At 41.8% G+C, this 17,260-nt stretch carries 16 protein-coding genes; 14 read left to right on the forward strand and 2 right to left on the reverse strand.

Going from position 1 to position 17,260, the window contains the following annotated elements:
• Window positions 1-20: 20 nt before the first annotated feature.
• Window positions 21-518, reverse strand: coding sequence for an NUDIX hydrolase (locus tag AT864_RS13885; protein ID WP_044742466.1), 498 nt, complete (start codon window positions 516-518; stop codon window positions 21-23).
• 380 nt (window positions 519-898) lie between these two features.
• Between AT864_RS13885 and AT864_RS18765 the strand changes: the two genes are divergently transcribed.
• Window positions 899-1,063 carry a hypothetical protein gene (locus tag AT864_RS18765; RefSeq protein WP_369815567.1) on the forward strand — a complete coding sequence of 55 codons (165 nt, stop codon included), beginning with the start codon at window positions 899-901 and terminating at the stop codon, window positions 1,061-1,063.
• Between the two features lie 200 nt (window positions 1,064-1,263).
• On the opposite strand, the gene AT864_RS13895 is transcribed toward AT864_RS18765, so the two are convergent.
• Window positions 1,264-1,956, reverse strand: coding sequence for a MetQ/NlpA family ABC transporter substrate-binding protein (locus AT864_RS13895; protein ID WP_082741706.1), 693 nt, complete (start codon window positions 1,954-1,956; stop codon window positions 1,264-1,266).
• Window positions 1,957-2,041: 85 nt separating this feature from the next.
• Here AT864_RS13895 and AT864_RS13900 point away from each other — a divergent pair, with 85 nt between their 5' ends.
• The 13 genes from AT864_RS13900 to AT864_RS13965 all read left to right on the forward strand — a co-directional run bounded on the left by AT864_RS13900 (window position 2,042) and on the right by AT864_RS13965 (window position 17,213).
• Window positions 2,042-3,328 carry an IS110 family transposase gene (locus AT864_RS13900; RefSeq protein WP_066149870.1) on the forward strand — a complete coding sequence of 429 codons (1,287 nt, stop codon included), beginning with the start codon at window positions 2,042-2,044 and terminating at the stop codon, window positions 3,326-3,328.
• Between the two features lie 805 nt (window positions 3,329-4,133).
• Window positions 4,134-5,627, forward strand: coding sequence for a 4-hydroxyphenylacetate 3-hydroxylase family protein (locus AT864_RS13910; RefSeq protein WP_066149876.1), 1,494 nt, complete (start codon window positions 4,134-4,136; stop codon window positions 5,625-5,627).
• Window positions 5,590-7,008, forward strand: coding sequence for a 4-hydroxyphenylacetate 3-hydroxylase family protein (locus AT864_RS13915; RefSeq protein ID WP_066149879.1), 1,419 nt, complete (start codon window positions 5,590-5,592; stop codon window positions 7,006-7,008). The genes AT864_RS13910 and AT864_RS13915 overlap by 38 nt, the downstream gene beginning before the upstream one ends.
• A gap of 13 nt (window positions 7,009-7,021) precedes the next feature.
• Entirely contained in the window at window positions 7,022-8,080 is a 1,059-nt protein-coding gene (locus tag AT864_RS13920) for an LLM class flavin-dependent oxidoreductase (protein WP_066149882.1), read from the forward strand.
• Between the two features lie 24 nt (window positions 8,081-8,104).
• Window positions 8,105-9,172 carry an LLM class flavin-dependent oxidoreductase gene (locus AT864_RS13925; protein WP_231734661.1) on the forward strand — a complete coding sequence of 356 codons (1,068 nt, stop codon included), beginning with the start codon at window positions 8,105-8,107 and terminating at the stop codon, window positions 9,170-9,172.
• A 265-nt stretch (window positions 9,173-9,437) separates the two neighbouring features.
• Complete coding sequence (locus AT864_RS13930; protein ID WP_066149955.1) at window positions 9,438-10,196, forward strand: alpha/beta fold hydrolase; 759 nt, start codon at window positions 9,438-9,440, stop codon at window positions 10,194-10,196.
• Between the two features lie 87 nt (window positions 10,197-10,283).
• Window positions 10,284-10,469, forward strand: coding sequence for a DUF4083 family protein (locus AT864_RS13935; RefSeq protein ID WP_066149887.1), 186 nt, complete (start codon window positions 10,284-10,286; stop codon window positions 10,467-10,469).
• A gap of 68 nt (window positions 10,470-10,537) precedes the next feature.
• Complete coding sequence (locus AT864_RS13940) at window positions 10,538-10,996, forward strand: hypothetical protein (RefSeq protein WP_066149890.1); 459 nt, start codon at window positions 10,538-10,540, stop codon at window positions 10,994-10,996.
• A gap of 346 nt (window positions 10,997-11,342) precedes the next feature.
• The gene (locus AT864_RS13945) at window positions 11,343-13,409 is read left to right on the forward strand and encodes a BglG family transcription antiterminator (RefSeq protein ID WP_066149893.1); all 2,067 of its coding nucleotides are present in this window, start codon (window positions 11,343-11,345) and stop codon (window positions 13,407-13,409) included.
• A 236-nt stretch (window positions 13,410-13,645) separates the two neighbouring features.
• Window positions 13,646-13,927 carry a PTS sugar transporter subunit IIB gene (locus AT864_RS13950; RefSeq protein WP_044742463.1) on the forward strand — a complete coding sequence of 94 codons (282 nt, stop codon included), beginning with the start codon at window positions 13,646-13,648 and terminating at the stop codon, window positions 13,925-13,927.
• Window positions 13,928-13,946: 19 nt separating this feature from the next.
• Window positions 13,947-15,323 (forward strand): PTS ascorbate transporter subunit IIC, encoded by a 1,377-nt coding sequence (locus AT864_RS13955; RefSeq protein WP_066149896.1) that lies wholly within the window; start codon window positions 13,947-13,949, stop codon window positions 15,321-15,323.
• An 88-nt stretch (window positions 15,324-15,411) separates the two neighbouring features.
• Window positions 15,412-16,254 carry a transketolase gene (locus tag AT864_RS13960; RefSeq protein WP_066149898.1) on the forward strand — a complete coding sequence of 281 codons (843 nt, stop codon included), beginning with the start codon at window positions 15,412-15,414 and terminating at the stop codon, window positions 16,252-16,254.
• On the forward strand, window positions 16,251-17,213 hold the full coding sequence (locus AT864_RS13965; protein WP_066149901.1) for a transketolase family protein: 963 nt from the start codon (window positions 16,251-16,253) through the stop codon (window positions 17,211-17,213). The genes AT864_RS13960 and AT864_RS13965 overlap by 4 nt, the downstream gene beginning before the upstream one ends.
• Window positions 17,214-17,260 lie beyond the last annotated feature (47 nt).

Raw genomic sequence — 17,260 nt, forward strand, 5'->3', positions numbered from 1 at the left:
CCTTTACTCTTGCTTGAAGGTTAATGTCTATGATGGTTTATAGCACGATAAAGGATTTCCTGATAAAGTTCGTTCCAATCATGATAATAGTCTATTACTTCATTTGGATTAATAAAAATTCTTTCAACTGATTCGTATTTTCCTTCAAAATCCAATACTTGCTCAATATCCATACGATAAAAAACTTGATAGCCGATTTTGGGATAAGGACTGCTTTCATCCCATTTGGGATTGGCGCTATGATCAACGACAATATGCCCTAAAAGAAAACAGCTTCCTCTCACATAGCCTTCCTCATATGCTTCACGTTTGACACATTCTGTAGGAGTTTCTCCTTGTTCCATATGTCCGCCGGGAAAGTCCCATCCCCTATGGTTAAGATTCACCAGCAGCAGCTTGCCATCTTGAAAGCAAAAAGCGTGAGCACTTGTTATTAAATGTCTTGGCGGAAGCTGTGTATCCGGATTCCACGTTAATCTTACTTTTGCCTCTCCCCATTGAACAACTTTTGTGATCATGTTTTTCCCTCCATTTCTATCTTACTATAAAAAGAAAAAATAAAGGTTTTTAAAACAGGAATGGTTCAAATGAACTGAAATTTTCCTCGTATCTTTACTTTTCAATGTCATGCTCGTAACGATCTTATCAACGGGGCTCCGTTTTTATTTGTTGAATAAGGGGGAAACAGATATGAAGAAAACGATCTATGATTGTAGTATTGCTTATAAGAAGCCTTATTACTGGGGCGATGTAGTACCATTATAAATTATGAGAAGTTGGTTTGGGAAGGGGGAGCGAATAAGGCGTTACCGCCGCCGCAACACGCAGGCATTTACTATTTTTAGCTTGGGCGTCTTTCGTTTTATCATGCGCGTTCATATTTATTGGACTGTACAATATGGATGCGCCGCTTGTTGAAAAGGATCATTACGCCGTCTGCGCCTGTTTTTTAGTCATGTCCTCATTCGTGCTGCAAAAAAAAACGATTCGCGACAATATCGAAGACGATAATTATGAGAAAGAGCATATGACAAAAAGGAAAGAAAAAGAAGAAGCGAAATGATCCTTAGATGAATGTTCAATTATGTATTCATTGTCGCTAGCTGTCGAAGAGGCATCCTGATAAAAAATCAGCCATCCAGCAAAAGAAAAATTGAGCAAGTGTAAAAGCGGACAAATGAAGGTTGACTTCATGCGTCCGCTTTTGTTTTGCTCTTATCGTCTGTTTATCTTGGCTTTCATGAAGTAAAAAAGGAAGACAACTTACTGTTGAAAATAATCAGGGTGATAAAACCCTTCAAAGCTTGGGTCTGTTTCAATGATTTTTTGAAATTCTGGAGATTTGTAAGCTTCCATAATGTCTTTTACAAATGGTTTGTCTTTATCCTTAGTTCTAACGGCTACGAGATTTTGATATTCAAACGGCGGATTTTCTAAATATAAAGAAGAAGATAGCTTACGGCCTGACGACAAAATGAAGTTCCCGTTCACCAACGCATAATCGACATCGGGAATCGTCCTAGGAAGCTGGGCCTGCTCCACTTCGACAAAGGTAAAATTCACTTTCCGCGAGATGATATCTCTTTCCGAAACAGATATAGGCTTGTAATCTGGTTTTAACTGGACCCAACCGAGCTGCTCCAAAATTCTTAACGCCCTAGCTATATTAGGGGGATCATTTGGAATCGCAATTTTGTCTCCAGTCTTTAAGTCATCCAGCGAATCATGCTTATCAGAATATACTCCCATTGGAGCGGTAGGTACTTTAATAACTTCAGTCAGATCTAGTTTATTCTCTTTTTTGAAATTCTCTAAATAAGCGGTATGCTGGAATATATTCACGTCGATGGAGCCCTCGGCCAAAGCGGAGTTGGGCTGGATAATATCGTTAAATTCCACGTAGCGAATCGTATAGCCTTTTTTCTTTAAGTGAGCGTTCCTGTAATGAGGAAAAATGAGGTTTGAAACAAAAAAGTCCCCTTGGTATGATACAGGGTGTCATGGCCATGACCCCTAACTAATAAACCAAGGAGGACTCGATATGAATTATAACCGAAATTCGAAAATTAGACAAATCACTGAACAAACGTTAATCATTGGCGTCGATGTTGCGAAACACAAACATGTGGCAAGAGCTCAAGATTATCGGGGAATGGACTTATCAAAGGCCGTTGTATTTGAAAACTCAAGAATAGGGTTTCAAACGTTTTTAAATTGGGTACACACCTTGATGAACCAACATGAAAAAAGAGATGTCATCGTAGGAATGGAGCCAACCGGACACTACTGGTTGAATCTCGCTTATTTTTTAACTTCACATGACATCCTATGTGTGACAGTCAATCCGATGCATGTGAAACGAAGTAAAGAGCTGGATGACAACTCTCCTACGAAAAACGACGTGAAAGATGCGAAGGTCATTGCCCAACTCGTCAAGGATGGCCGATATTCCATCCCGATTCTTCCAGAGGGAATCTACGCAGAATTACGTGAAGGCGTGAAACTTCACGATATGATGACACAGGATCTATATGCGGTTCAAGCTCAAGTACACAATTGGCTGGATCGATATTTTCCTGAGTTTCTTACGGTGTTTAAAGATTGGACAGGAAAAGCAGCGCTACAGCTTTTGAAATTGGGATATCTGCCAAACGAAATCGCAAAGATTCCATCCGAACGGCTTCTTGTAGAAGTCAAGAAAGTGGCGAAACGAGCTGTTGGAATGAAGCGAATGGAACAGTTCAAAGAGGCTGCCAAAGTCTCCATTGGACTTCAACCGGGCACTCAAATGGCCAAAGAAGAGTTACGTTATTTACTCGAGAAATACGAGTATTTAACCCATCGTCTAGACGAATTGGAAAAGCAGTTAAGTGAAATGGTTCAAACGATTCCGGGGGCCAAAGAGATGTGTGAGATCAAAGGCATCGGAGAAATGACCGTGGTTGGTTTTTTCGCTGAAGTGGGCAACCTCCACCAATATCAGCATCCACGCCAAATCATTAAATTGGCGGGGCTGAACTTAAAAAAGAATGAATCAGGGAAACATCGAGGAAAAACAACGATTAGTAAGCGAGGACGAAAACGACTGCGCGCCCTCTTATTCCGAGTGGTGATGCCTTTATCAACGAAAAACAAAGGGTTTAAAGCCTTACATGAATACTATCGTACACGGACTCATAATCCATTAACCGGTAAGCAGTCTCTTGTCGCTTTATGTAGTAAACTCATTCGAATCTTATTCGTCATTGGTCGACGTCAAATTTCGTTCAGTGAAGAGAAAATGATACAAGATATTCCACACTTAAAGACATTACAGGAAATTGCCTAATCTCAAACAATGTATCGAAGATAGACATTAGAAGCACGGAGAAGTCGGTCGTAAATCCCCATTCGGGCATAGACCCAGCAAGTGAGCATATTCCGACCTCCACCTCATGGATAGGTTGAACGAAGGAATGTAGGAGCGAAGGACTCCGTGAGACATGGGAGGGTACACCGCCATGAGACAAGTGGAGATCCATTGGTGCGATCATAAGGAAATGTCCTCCATTTTTAAAAAATTGGATGATGGAGCTTGTCCCCCTACATTCTATCTATCCAAAAATTTATAGATATTCAATATCTATCCTTATTTCTGATGTCTACGAAACGTCTATGTTCATGAAAATCGAAGAAATTCAAAGAAAAAACGAGAAAATTGATATTTTATAGAGGGAGGCTCTATTCCTTTTTTCACTTGATCAATATACGGACCTGGCGTAAACCCGAAGACCAATGTTTTACTTTTTTCCTCATGAGCGCTGCTTGTACTTGTTTGATTAGTCCCGCATCCTGAAACTGTGAACACCAATAAAAGCATACTGATCATCCATAGCCCTTTTTTCATCTAACTATTCATCTCCCTTCGTCTATTTAATTCGTAGTTATCCTATGTGATTAAATGGAATATATCATAAAGGTGACTGGCAATCAAGATGAAGTTTTTCCAAATTTATCACAAATACAATTCAATTCATAGTTGACATATAGGTTTTGTATGATTAATATTGAGAGTAATCAATTTCAAGTAGGCGATAATACAGACATACTGCCTCTGATCTTAGCTTAGTCATTTTTAAGGAGTGGAAAAGCTTATGACTGATAAGAAGCGAAATGGATTCATTGAGAGTCTAAAAGATGGAAGAAGTGTGTGGATGGATGGAGAAAAGATCAACAATCTCGCGGAACATCCAGATTTTTCAGGAACATTGGCGACGATCAACCGCTTGTGGGAGATGCTGGACTCTCCGAAAGAACAGAAAATAGTAGGGTTTGTCAGTCCAAAAACAGGCCAGTATGTCCATCAATCCTTTTTAGTTCCCGCGGATCTTAAGGATATCATTTCACGAAGAGAGGCATTTACCTTATGGTCAAGAAAAACGTTTGGCGTAATGAGTAGACTATCGGATTATGCCAGTTCTTTAATTACGGGGTATTTTATTGATCGAGATCAATTTACCAAATATGACCCTAGCTTTTCTGAAAAAACTGAACAGTACTATGAACAGGCCAGAGACGAACGCCGGATCATCACCACGGCTGTCTTAGATCCACAGATTGATCGATCCAAACTGTCGGCCGAGCAAACAGATCCTGACGCCTTATTAAGAGTCGTTCGTAAAACTGAAGAAGGCGTTGTTGTCCGCGGTGCCAAAATGATTGCGACAGCTGCTCCATATGCTCACGACGTTATTATTATGCCGCATCAAAAGCTCTCTGAAAGCCAAGCAGACAGTGCCTATATGTTTATTGTTCCCCTAAATTCAAAGGGATTGCACATCGTCTGTCGCGAATCGTTTGCTTCTCAAGACCAAGAAAAGCATCCATTAAGCGCCCAATTTGATGAAATGGATGCGGTGCTGATTTTTGATGATGTTTTGATTCCGTGGGAGCGGGTATTCATCAAGGAATCAGCCGAAGGTGTTTTTCAAGCTCAGTTGCATCAGCAACTGAATGTGCTGGCACATCATCAGACCGTTGTTCGATTGCTGACAAAGTTGCAGTTTGTAGCGGGAGTCGCTACGGCCATCGCCCAATCGATCGGAGCAGATCACTATCTTCATGTTCAAGAAAAGCTAGGAGAGCTTTACACACAACTTGACAGCATCGAAGCTTTACTTATCGCTTCAGAAATTCAAGGCGCTTTCCATCGCGATTCCGTCTATCTTCCAGCTCGTGTGCCTTTGCAAACGGCCCGGAATTTAGGAACTCGCTACTATCCTCGCGCGATTGAAATTTTAAAACAAATTGGAGCCGGCGGTTTTATTCAGCTTCCTTCTACTCCGATTGAAAAAAGTGAGACAATCTCGCCGCTATTAAAAAAATATTACAAAGGAGCCAATGTCGATGCTACAACCAAAACAGCTTTATTTCAAATCGGATGGGAGCTGGTTGGAAGTACATTAGGATCAAGGCATGATCTGTATGAAAGGTTTTATACAGGAGATCCTGTACGTACGTTTGCACAGCAGTATGACTTGTACGATAAGCAGCCTCTTAAAAAGAAACTTCATCATTTTTTAGAGAACATTAGCGAGAGGAAGGAAAAACATGAGCCAAGCCATTCCGTATATTCAACGCCTTCATGATGACAGAAATGTCTGGATCAACGGAAAGAAAGTGAACAATATCGAGCACCATCCTGCGTTTAGGGGAACGATTTGTACCATTCAATCACTGCTGAACTTGCAGAAAAATGAAGAAACAAAATCTCTGTTAATGTATCGGACAGAAGAAGGAACAGACGCGCATCTTTCTTTCCTTATTCCAAGAACGCACGAAGATTTACAGAAAAAGAGAATTGCCTATCAATACTGGGCGGATCAAACGTTTGGCGTGATGAGCCGTCTATCAGAATATTCCCGTTCCCTAATTACGGGCTGGTATGCCAACCGCGCAGAGTATGAATCATCACACCCTGGTTTTTCCGAAAAAATCGCTCATTACTATCAACAATCTCGTGATTTGGATTTGCTATCTACAGCAGCCGGCCATGATCCGCAAAGGAATCGTTCAAATATAACTAAAAAAGGCAAGGAGGGACTGTTACGTATTACCCGCCGAAATCGGGAAGGAGTCTTTTTAAGCGGTGCTAAAATGATTGCGACAGCGGCTCCTTATGTGGATGAACTGTTGCTTTTCTCCTTCCATAAAAGGAGCGAAAGTGAACGAGAATTTGCGAATGTTTTTGTAGTGCCAGTCCATGCGAAAGGTCTTCATATCGTTTGCCGTGAATCTTTCGCTTATGACCATCCTGTTGATTATCCGTTAAGCTCTCGGTTTGACGAGATGGATGCGGTGCTGATTTTTGATGAAGTATTTCTCCCATGGGAGCGAGTGCTTGTCTATGAAGATCCTGAATTTTCTTGGAAGCTTCGCATTGATCGCGCTGCTTCTTTACTAAGTCAGCATCAAACCGTTGTTCGTCTTGTTAGTAAATTAGAAAGTGTAGTAGCGATCGGAAATGAACTAGCAGAAACAGCGGGAGCCACAGCCTTTTTACACGTAAAAGAGAAGTTAGCAGAGCTCATCATTCAACTTGAAACAATAAAGGCGCTGCTCATTGCTTCTGAACATCACGCGCAGTTGTATAATGGTGTCTTGCTTCCCGCCCCCAACTTCTTAACAACTGCTCGTAATCTCGGAACGCGGTTTTATCCAAGAGCATTGGAAATTTTACAGCAAATTGGAGCCGGTGGACTTTTGCAGGTGCCTTCCAGCATCGAGGAATTTGATAGTCCTATCCGTTCGTTTCTACATGAATATTATAAAGGGACATACTCATCTGCTAAAGAAAGAACAAAACTTATCAAACTCGCTTGGGATCTCATTGGCAGTCCGCTCGGTGCACGACATGAATTGTATGAGCGTTTTTATTCTGGCGATCCTGTCAGAACATATGCAGCCCAGTACCATTCTTATCAGCACAAGCAGCGGCTGATTGATTTTGCCTATGAAGTTTTAAAATGAGGAGGTTCTTTTCATGTCCGTCCATTTTTATTGGTACGTACCCACAAATGGTGATGGTGAATATTTAGGATTAAAAACTCCAGAGCGTCCTCCGACGCTGGATTATATCGTACAAATCGCCCAGACAGCGGAAGCAGCTGGGTTTGAAGGAATTCTAATTCCGACCGGCATCCCTTATTTAGACTCGTGGATGGTGGGATCTGCTATTATCCATCATACAAAAAAAATCAAACCATTGATCGCCTTTCGTCCCGGTTTTATTGCTCCTACAGTGGCAGCGAAGATGGCGGCAACTCTTCATCATTTTGCGAATGGAAGAGTTCTTGTTAATGTCGTAACGGGAGGATCAGCGAAAGAACTGGGCCAAGACGGGGACTTCCTTGAACATGATCAGCGTTATCATCGGACAAGCGAGTTTCTCCATGTCGTCAAAAACGCTTGGACTCAGCCTTCATTCAACCATCAAGGCCATTACTTTACCATTAAAGATGGAACATTACGCCCGTCTATCTCTAAAAATCCAAATATTCCTATTTATTTTGGTGGATCATCTGAGATTGCTAAAGAAGTGGCTGCCCAATCGGCGGATGTTTATCTTCAATGGGGGGAGCCTGTAGCACACGCTAAACAGCAAATAGAAGATGTAAAACAGCGGGCGCAAAAATATGGACGAACATTAGAATATGGAATTCGCCTCCATATTGTGATTCGTGATCACGAACAGGAAGCGTGGGACGCAGCCTATAAAATTATCAGCAAGGTGGATTCGACCGTTCAGCACAATATAGATCATTATTATGAAACAACGGATTCTGTTGCTCAAAAAAGAATGAATGAATTATCTAAACGCAATGATCGGTTTGATAAATACGGCTGGACCGGTATCGGAAAAGTCCGAAAAGGAGCAGGGACGGCACTGGTCGGTACTCCTGAACAGGTAAGAGAAGGGCTGCAGGAATATATTCGTGCAGGCGTCACACATTTTATTTTATCTGGATTTCCTCATTTAGAAGAGGCGGAACGCTTAGGACGCTCTTTGCTTCCATTATTTAAAGAAACGGTGTTAAGTTAATGGATTTGTGGCAACGAAAGGAGAGTGGGATCTTTGCAATTTTCGATTTGGGGTTCTAATCTTTCGGGCGGTTTTTTGCGTGCAAGAGTAGAAGAAAATCAAGAATGGAGCTTCGACTATAATCGGAAGCTTGTAAAGACGGCGGAACAGCTCAATGTAGCCTCTGTTCTGTTTCCGGTCCGCTACATTGGGAGCATCGGGGGGCATTCGCCAGAAAAGCATGGACAGCTTGACCCATTGGCAATAATCGCAGCTCTAGCAGCAGAAACAAAAAGAATTCATTTGATTGCAGCGGTACTACCGGCTTTTATTCACCCCGCTACATTAGCCAAAATCGGTGCTACTATCGATAGGATTTCTAATGGAAGATTTCATATTAACCTTGTGAGTGGATGGTTTAAACAAGAGCAGGAAGCGTTTGGACTTGAATGGATTGCGCACGAGGAACGGTACAAACGCTCTATAGAGTATCTCGAAGTGTTGAAGGGGTTATGGACACAAGACCATTTCTCATTTGATGGAACCTATTACAAAATTAAAAATGCGACATTGCTTCCAAAACCAACTCAAAAGCCTTATCCCGCGATTTATCAAGGAGGGAATTCTAAAGAGGCACAAGAAATGGCCGGGCGTCTCTCAGATTATTACTTTATGAACGGCGCTCCAATCGAAGAGCTAAAAAAACAAATCCAATCCGTTCGTGCGATTGCCAGCCGATACGGACGCTGGATCAAATTTGCTGTCAATGCGTTTGTTATTGCCAGAGCAACAACAGATGAGGCGCTGTCAGAGTATCAATTCATTATTGATAACGCAGATGAGGCTGCTATTGAGAAGTTGCAAAAACGAACAGAAACAAAAGGAATGTGGAAGAACGCGTCTGTTCTACCCGATTTTGTGGCTAATAACGAAGGATTTCGAACCGGCCTTATTGGCAGCTATAAAGAAGTGGCTGAAAAAATCAATGCTCTTCAAGACATTGGAATTGATAAAGTGCTATTAACCTTTCGTTTCCCTTTAGTTGAGCTTCCGGAATTTTACGATCATGTCGTCCCTTTGCTTCATCCAAAATCGGTAAAGTATCCATCATAAAAATAAAGAAGGAGAGAAGAATCGATTGTTCTCCTGATTTCTAAAAAAGAGAATGAAAGAGTTCCACTCAACCAAGTTTGTTCGCTTTCTCAAGCGACAAGCACCAACAAGGAAATGGAAGGAACGCGCATATCTAGGTCGCTAAAAACTCTCAATGATCTATTTTTTGTATCGCATTCTAAACACCTGAAGCATCGACAATCCGCAGAGAGGAGAATGAACATTGCTAAATTGCATACCGATTACTTGGGGAAAAGAACGTTTAATGGCCTCCATTCATTATCCTGATCCATCCTTTTCAATGGCAAAAGCACCGGTTGTGATTATTTGTCATGGATTTATTAGTACACGTATCGGCGTCGATCGATTGTTCGTCCAAACAGCTGATCATCTCTCGTCCCAAGGAATGGCGGTGATCCGCTTTGATTATGTTGGGTGCGGAGAAAGCAGCGGAGAATATGGAGATAATCGGTTAGATGATCTGATCCATCAGACAAGAACCGTCATTGACTACGTCACAAGCATGAAATCATTTCAAAACCATACGATTACATTGATTGGCCATAGTCTAGGCGGCGCTGTGGCGCTGCTTACAGCTGCTGTAGATCCAAGAGTACAGTCTCTTGTGCTTTGGGCTCCATCTGCTCGCCCTTATCATGATATTACACAAATTGTTCAGCGACAGATTGGATCGACTCATGTTACGAGAACAATCGACTATTGTGGTTATCGATTGAATCCAGATTTTTTTGCTTCTTTAGCAGAACACGATCCATTGTCAGAGGCTGAGAATTTTCAAGGGAACGTCTTAGTTGTGCACGGAACGAATGATGAAGATATTCCTGTAGAAACTTGCTATTCCTATGACCGCGCCTTTGCGATTCGCCGAAAAGGAAAGTACACTAAAAAGATCATTTCAGGCGCCAACCATACCTTTTCGTCGATTGCGCATCGAGAAATGCTGTTGGAGACAACAAGCGATTGGATCAAACAAGAACGATCCTATCAACAACTGCGCGCTTAGATCAAGCTATCTTTAAAAATACGTATAAGATTTCTTCTGCTACCGCGTCACTCCTTATGGTACAATAAGGAAAAAAGGAGAGTTGACATGCAGTGGGGAGACCTCATCTTTTTGCTGTTGATGCTCGCGTTATTTGCGGCTTTCATAAGTGCGATCTTTTGGGCGACCCGATCATTATTAGGGAGAAGCAGAGGCTCTGAAAGCCAATTAACTCAAATAGAAGAAAAGCTCGATCGGATCATTGAACTGCTGGAGAAGCAAAGGAAAAAATAGCGGATGGATGGTATAAGGGCGTAAAAAAAGAGAAACACTAACCCAAAATGAACGGAATGGAGGTACATATGCAACGGGTCATTTTGGGATTAGGGTTAATCGGGATGATGACTGTAAGCTCTCACCACACTTATGCAGAATCTGAACGATCTTTGCCATGCAGCATGATTTTGCCATCTGTAGATCAGCGAAGTAAAAATGCAAACGGAGCCGCTCTGATTTACAAGGTGAAGCTGACGCCAAGTTTTCCGCGAACAAGCATCAGTATCCACGCTCTCCATTTGCCCGCCCCTAGCACTTTAGGAAATTACGATACGTATGAAGGGTTTGCTTTTATTCCAGGAGAAATTAGCTGGCGATTCAAGCTCCAGCCCATCCAAGAAAAGCATGGTTCGATATGGGCGGGAAAAATAGAGGATATTACCGCTCAAATGACAGGAGTGCAAATACAAGTGCGCCCATCCAATTCAAAAACGAGGCAATTAGGAGCTCCTGTCTTAACGAACCATGTGAAATATTGTAAATGAATATCGAAAAATAAAAAATAGCTGGCTGTTCATAGCCAGCTATTTTTATGACAGAAATGGCAAATGAACAATTGATCGATTCACTTATAATCCTCGTGTTGTATACGTATGATGAATGACGGCACTTGTCAAAACTCACGGTTGGAAGGCCAGCTGTTGCCGGCTACACCTAGACAAATGTGGAGGGAGCGAGGCGTTGTATCTCTTGCTCAACAAGCACCATGGGTTAATCGTATAATAGATTGATCACAATGATTCATTGTCTCAGAAACATTCATTGTGCCAAACCATCCGCCACATTGTATCCGCTTTCACTTATACTATAACTAAAGGGAGGAGCTGCCTCATGCTTGATAAAAAAAATTCGGAATTATTTCAGCTGCTGATGTCGACAAGGCCGAAATCTTATCCGATTTTTATTGAAACCCATAGCTTGAGCGCAAGGCGCTTTTTTTACCATTTGGCAAAAATTAATGATTGGCTGAAGCAAAACGATTTGCCGGAAATCGATACAAAGCAAACAGAGCTGATCATCCCAAGTCAGCTGATTGAGTATTGGAAGAGCCAACAGATGAAAACAAACCCCATCCATAGGAAACAGGTTCATTTTGATGAACGTGAGCGGGTTTTGATTTTATTGCTTTATACCTTTATTCGAACAGAGCTGATTTCAAATGCGCACTACCAGTTTTTATTAAACGTCAGCAAAAATACGGTTACTACTGATGTTAAACGCGCCAATGAGTTCAGCAAAAAATTCAGGGTCAAGATCCGCTATACGAGAGAACAAGGTTTTCATTTAAGAGGATTGGAAGAAGACAAACGAAATTTAATGCTAAAATGCATTTCTATGTTTTCGTCTCATCCTTCTAAGCACGAAATCTTTGAATATCTTTTTAGGAAGCAGGGGCATCAAGATCAATTTGCAGCTTACGAAAAACACTTAAAGAACGTGGAAAAAGCTTTTCACTTAACCTTTATTGAAGAAAGAATGTTTGACTTTATTTATCTGCTGCAAATGATTCACATTCGCCAGCATCAACAAAAATGGGTTCAAATTCACTCTGATACGAACCAATTTTTACAAAAGCATGATATGTATCCAGTCGCTCTGACAATCCAACAAGCTCTAAATGAAAGCACACAAGCTGAAGAACTCGCTTATTTAACCATTCTGTTATTAGGAATTACCCAAGGACAATTATCGCCAACATCGACCGAGCTGCTAACTTCTATGACGGAAAAAATTATCAATGATTTTGAAAAATATGCGTGCTTTCAAATAAAAAATAAACCAAAAGCGATTGAAGCGCTTTATCATCATTTTAAACCAGCCTATTATCGCATGCTGTATAAAATTCCAATTACCAATCCGCTATTAGAGGAAATTAAAGAAGAGCATGCAAGCTTGTTCAGCTTTGTATCAGAAGTGATGAAGCCCATTCAAGAAATGCTTAATATCGATATTCCCGAAGATGAGATTGGATTTTTGACGATTCACTTTGGTGCTTTGCTTGAACAAAATGCACTTGAAGCCAAAAACAAAAAACCGATACGAGCGGTCATTGTTTGTTCTAACGGTATTAGTTCAAGTTTAATGGTTGAAACTTATTTGCACTCATTATTTCCAAACTTCCACTGGCTTTCGCCTATGTCAAAGGATGCGTTTTCCAATCTGGATGAGCGAGACTACGATATCGTGTTTTCTACGGTTCCGCTGCAAACAAGTAAGACACTCTTTATCGTTAAACCGATTATGAACGAAGCGGAAAAAAAGCTTCTTCATCATACGGTAATGCAGCAACTATTTACCCATTCAACTCCATATCCGACACCGGAGCAAATTATAAAAATTATCGAAAAATATTGCGTGGTGCAGCATGCAGAAAAATTGAAAGAAGACATTACGGCCGTGTTATATGGACAGCCGAACAAAACCAACCTGAGGAGGAGACAACCGTTGTTGAATGAGCTGATTACAGAAGAAATGATTCAATTCGAAACAGGCATCTCCGATTGGAAGAAAGCCATTGCTAAAGCGGCAGAACCACTGTTGCAAAACGGATATATTCAGCCGTCCTACATTGATGAAATGATTGGAAACGTCGAGAAGTTAGGACCATATTTCATTGTCCATCCAGAGCTAGCGATTCCTCATGCTAGACCGGAATGCGGGGTACAAAAATTAGGAATGAGCATTTTAAAGCTTGATGAGCCTACTTATCTATTAAATGAAGAAAAGAATGCAGTCAAAGTGTTGATTTGTCTTGCAGCCATCGATAATACAACACATCTCAAAGCTCTCGCTCAGTTAACAAAGCTATTAGGAAATAAAGAAAGCCTTCAAGCACTTTTTCAAGCGAAAGATAAAGCGGAGCTTTTACAGCTTATTCATCAATATTCACTCACTTAATGCATGAATGAAACTTCATGAAATAGAGAAAGGAGGCGAAGGGCCAAACTTCATATACAAATATTTTCATAGACATGGAGTTGATGCTGTTTTTCGGCTGGTCGGATGGCTGAGCCAAAACTGAATATAGGATGAAGAGAAGCGAAAGTCATCTCTGACCATCAATGTTCCAGAGGTCATAAGATTATTTTGTAAAAAACTATTTGATTCCAATAATTTTTTAGGAGGGATTTAGGTTGAAAATTTTAGCCATTTGTGGATCCGGTCTTGGAAGCAGTTTTATGCTGGAAATGAATATTCAACAAGTATTAAGGGAGCTAGGGGTTGATCACATCGAAGTCGAACATTGCGATCTCAGCTCCGCTACAAGCGATATGGCTGATTTGTTCGTGATGGCTAAGGATATTGCAGAAGGCGCCAGCCATTTGGGAGATCGCATTATATTAGATAGCATTATCGATCAGGAAGAAATGAAAAATAAGCTAAAACAGAAGCTGGAGGAATTAGGAAAATTATAATTATAAGGAGGGGGTTCATGTGGGAAATGCGTTATTAAAGTTTGTGATGGATATTTTAAGCGAGCCGGCTGTATTAGTTTCCATCATTGCGCTAGTTGGACTCGTCATTCAAAAAAAGCCTGCCAGCGATATCATTAAAGGAACCACCAAATCGTTTTTAGGCTTCATTGTTATCTCTGCCGGGGCTAGCATCTTAGTGAGCTCGCTTGATCCTTTCGGCAAAATGTTTCAAGAAGCTTTCCACGTCAATGGAGTGGTGCCAAATAATGAAGCGATTGTGGCGATGGCATTATCCGAATACGGATCATCAACCGCTCTTATTATGTTTTTTGGAATGATTGCTAATATTTTAGTCGCTCGCTTTACAAAATTAAAATATATTTTCCTAACGGGACACCATACCTTGTATATGGCGTGCATGATTGCCGTGATTTTAGTTGCTGCGGGATTAAAAGGATTTCAGCTCGCCTTCGTCGGTTCTTTAGCGCTTGGTCTGATCATGGCGATTTTCCCAGCGTTGGCGCAACCGTTTATGAGAAAAATCACAGGAAATGATCAAGTCGGATTTGGCCATTTTAGCACGCTCGGGTATGCCTTATCTGGGGCGATCGGCAGTCTTGTCGGCAAAAATTCGCGTTCAACAGAAAAAATAAACTTTCCAAAAGGGCTCGGTTTTTTAAGAGACAGCTCTATCAGTATTGCATTAACAATGACCATCCTTTATATCATTGTAGCCATCATTGCTGGACCGGACTACATCGAAAAAAATTTAAGCGGCGGGAAAAACTTCATTGTCTTTTCCATCATTCAAGCGATTACGTTTGCCGCGGGAGTGTTCATTATTTTATCTGGAGTTCGGCTTGTCCTAGCAGAAATTGTTCCTGCGTTTAAAGGAATTTCGACCAAGCTTGTTCCAAACGCCAAACCAGCTCTTGATTGCCCCATTGTGTTTCCATATGCACCAAATGCGGTATTAATCGGATTTTTTTGCAGCTTCTTAGGTGGGATCGTCGGCATGATGATTCTTGGAATCGCCGGTTCAATCATTATTTTGCCAGGGGTTGTTCCGCATTTCTTCACAGGTGCGACAGCTGGCGTATTCGGGAATGCTACTGGTGGAATACGGGGCGCAACCATTGGATCTTTCGCCAATGGGCTGCTGATTACTTTCTTGCCGGTGTTCTTGATGCCGGTGCTAGGAGATTTAGGGTTTGCCAATACCACCTTCTCTGATGCCGATTTTGGGGCTTCTGGCATTGTGTTAGGTTATATAGCGAATGATTTAGGTTCAGCAGGAATTACTGTGACGATCATCGCCGCTGTCGTCATTGCCGTCGTCCTTTCTTTTATTCGCAACAAGAAAAATGCTTCTCCTGATCATACCACCAACGTTTAATGTTGGTGGTTCTCTTCTTAGAATGGTCTGCTCCCGGTTTTATTTTAATAGCTTTTTTGCATCAGTCATGATGAAGGAGGAATCAAAGATGAGCGAGCTGGAACGATTTCGCGATCAAATCAGATTATGGACATTAAAGCAGCTATATGCTTTAGGGTTCGGCCATTATGGAGGAAGCCTTTCAATTGTTGAAGTCCTAGCTGTGCTATACGGCAAAATCATGAACATTTCTCCACAACAAATGCACGATGAACGGCGTGATCGTTTTATTTTATCAAAAGGGCATGGCGGACCAGCCCTTTATGCGACATTAGCTGTCAAAGGTTTTTTTTCATATGATCTGCTCTATACATTGAATCAAACTGGGACCCGTATCCCTTCTCATCCCGACCGCAACTTAACACCGGGGGTAGAAATGACAACAGGTTCGTTAGGACAAGGACTTTCGGTCGCTGTCGGTGTTGCCTTATCACAAAAATTATCTGACTTGCCGTCTTATACGTATACGATTGTGGGAGATGGAGAATTAAACGAAGGCCAGTGCTGGGAAGCGATCCAGTTTGCGGCTCATCACAAGCTCCATCGCCTATTTGTCTTTGTCGATGACAATAAAAAGCAACTGGACGGCTGGACCAAAGAGATATGCGATCCTATCGACTTTGTAGAGAAGTTCCGCTCTTTCGGCTTTTGGGTGCGCCGAGTGAACGGCGCGAGCTTGGAAGAGATTGAAGCAGCCATTCAAGCGGGAAAACAGCAAACAGAAAAGCCCGTGGCGATCATTCTCGATACGATTAAGGGCCAAGGCGTGCCGTATTTAGAACAAAAGGAGGACAATCACCATATAAGGCCATCAGACGAAGACCGTCAAGCGATCGAGGAAGCGATGTATGAACTCGAACAAAAATGTTCCACAGAGGATGTGATCAGATGAGCCTAAAGTACTGGCCGTTGGAATTAGAAGAAAAGGAAATGCGCCAAATCTATGCGGAAACGCTTTTAGAGCTGGCGCAAAAGGATCCGCGCGTGGTCGCCTTAGAAGCAGATTTAATGAGTTCGATCTCCACCAATAAAATCCAGTCGTTTATTCCAAAGCAACTAATCAATTGCGGCATTATGGAAGCTCATATGATGGGAGTGGCGGCCGGCTTCTCTCTAACTGGAAAAATTCCGTTTGTTCATACATTTGCTCAATTCGCGACAAGACGAGCCTTTGATCAATTATTTGTATCATGCGCATACGCCCAATTAAATGTAAAAATTATTGGATCTGACGCGGGAGTGACGGCAGAGCACAACGGTGGAACTCATATGGCTTTTGAGGACCTTGGTCTTGTAAGATTGATTCCGCATGCGACCGTTTATGAAGTCAGCGACAACACCATGTTTCGCGCACTGCTTAAACAAATCTATCAAGAATACGGGATTCATTATATTCGCACCATCCGTAAAAAAGCGACGCGTCTTTATACAAATGGTGAATCCTTTCCAAAAGGAAAAGGCAAATGCTTGCGCCAAGGTCGTGACGTCGCTATCATCGCATCCGGAATTATGGTGGAAGAAGCATTGAAAGCAGCGGAACAGTTAGCCAACCGAGGAATCGAAGCGATGGTCATTGATATGTATTCCATCAAGCCGATTGACCAAGATTTGCTCATACATGCGGCTCAAAAAACAGGATTGATTGTCACAGCCGAAAATCATAATGTCATTGGCGGATTAGGGAGTGCCGTTGCTGAAACGCTGATGGAAACATATCCGGTTCCAGTATACCGTGTGGGGGTTCGTGAACAATTCGGTCAAGTTGGAAAAATGGATGAATTAAAAGAGGTTTACGGGCTAACAGCGGAACAAATCGTCCAAACGGTAATGAAGAAATGGCCGAAAGAATAAGCTCATTTATGGTGGTGTTTTCACAGCAAACTGGCTTGAAAACGCTT

The sequence above is a fragment of the Anoxybacillus sp. P3H1B genome (genome assembly GCF_001560855.1).
GTDB classification, from domain to species: Bacteria; Bacillota; Bacilli; order Bacillales; family Anoxybacillaceae; genus Anoxybacteroides; species Anoxybacteroides rupiense.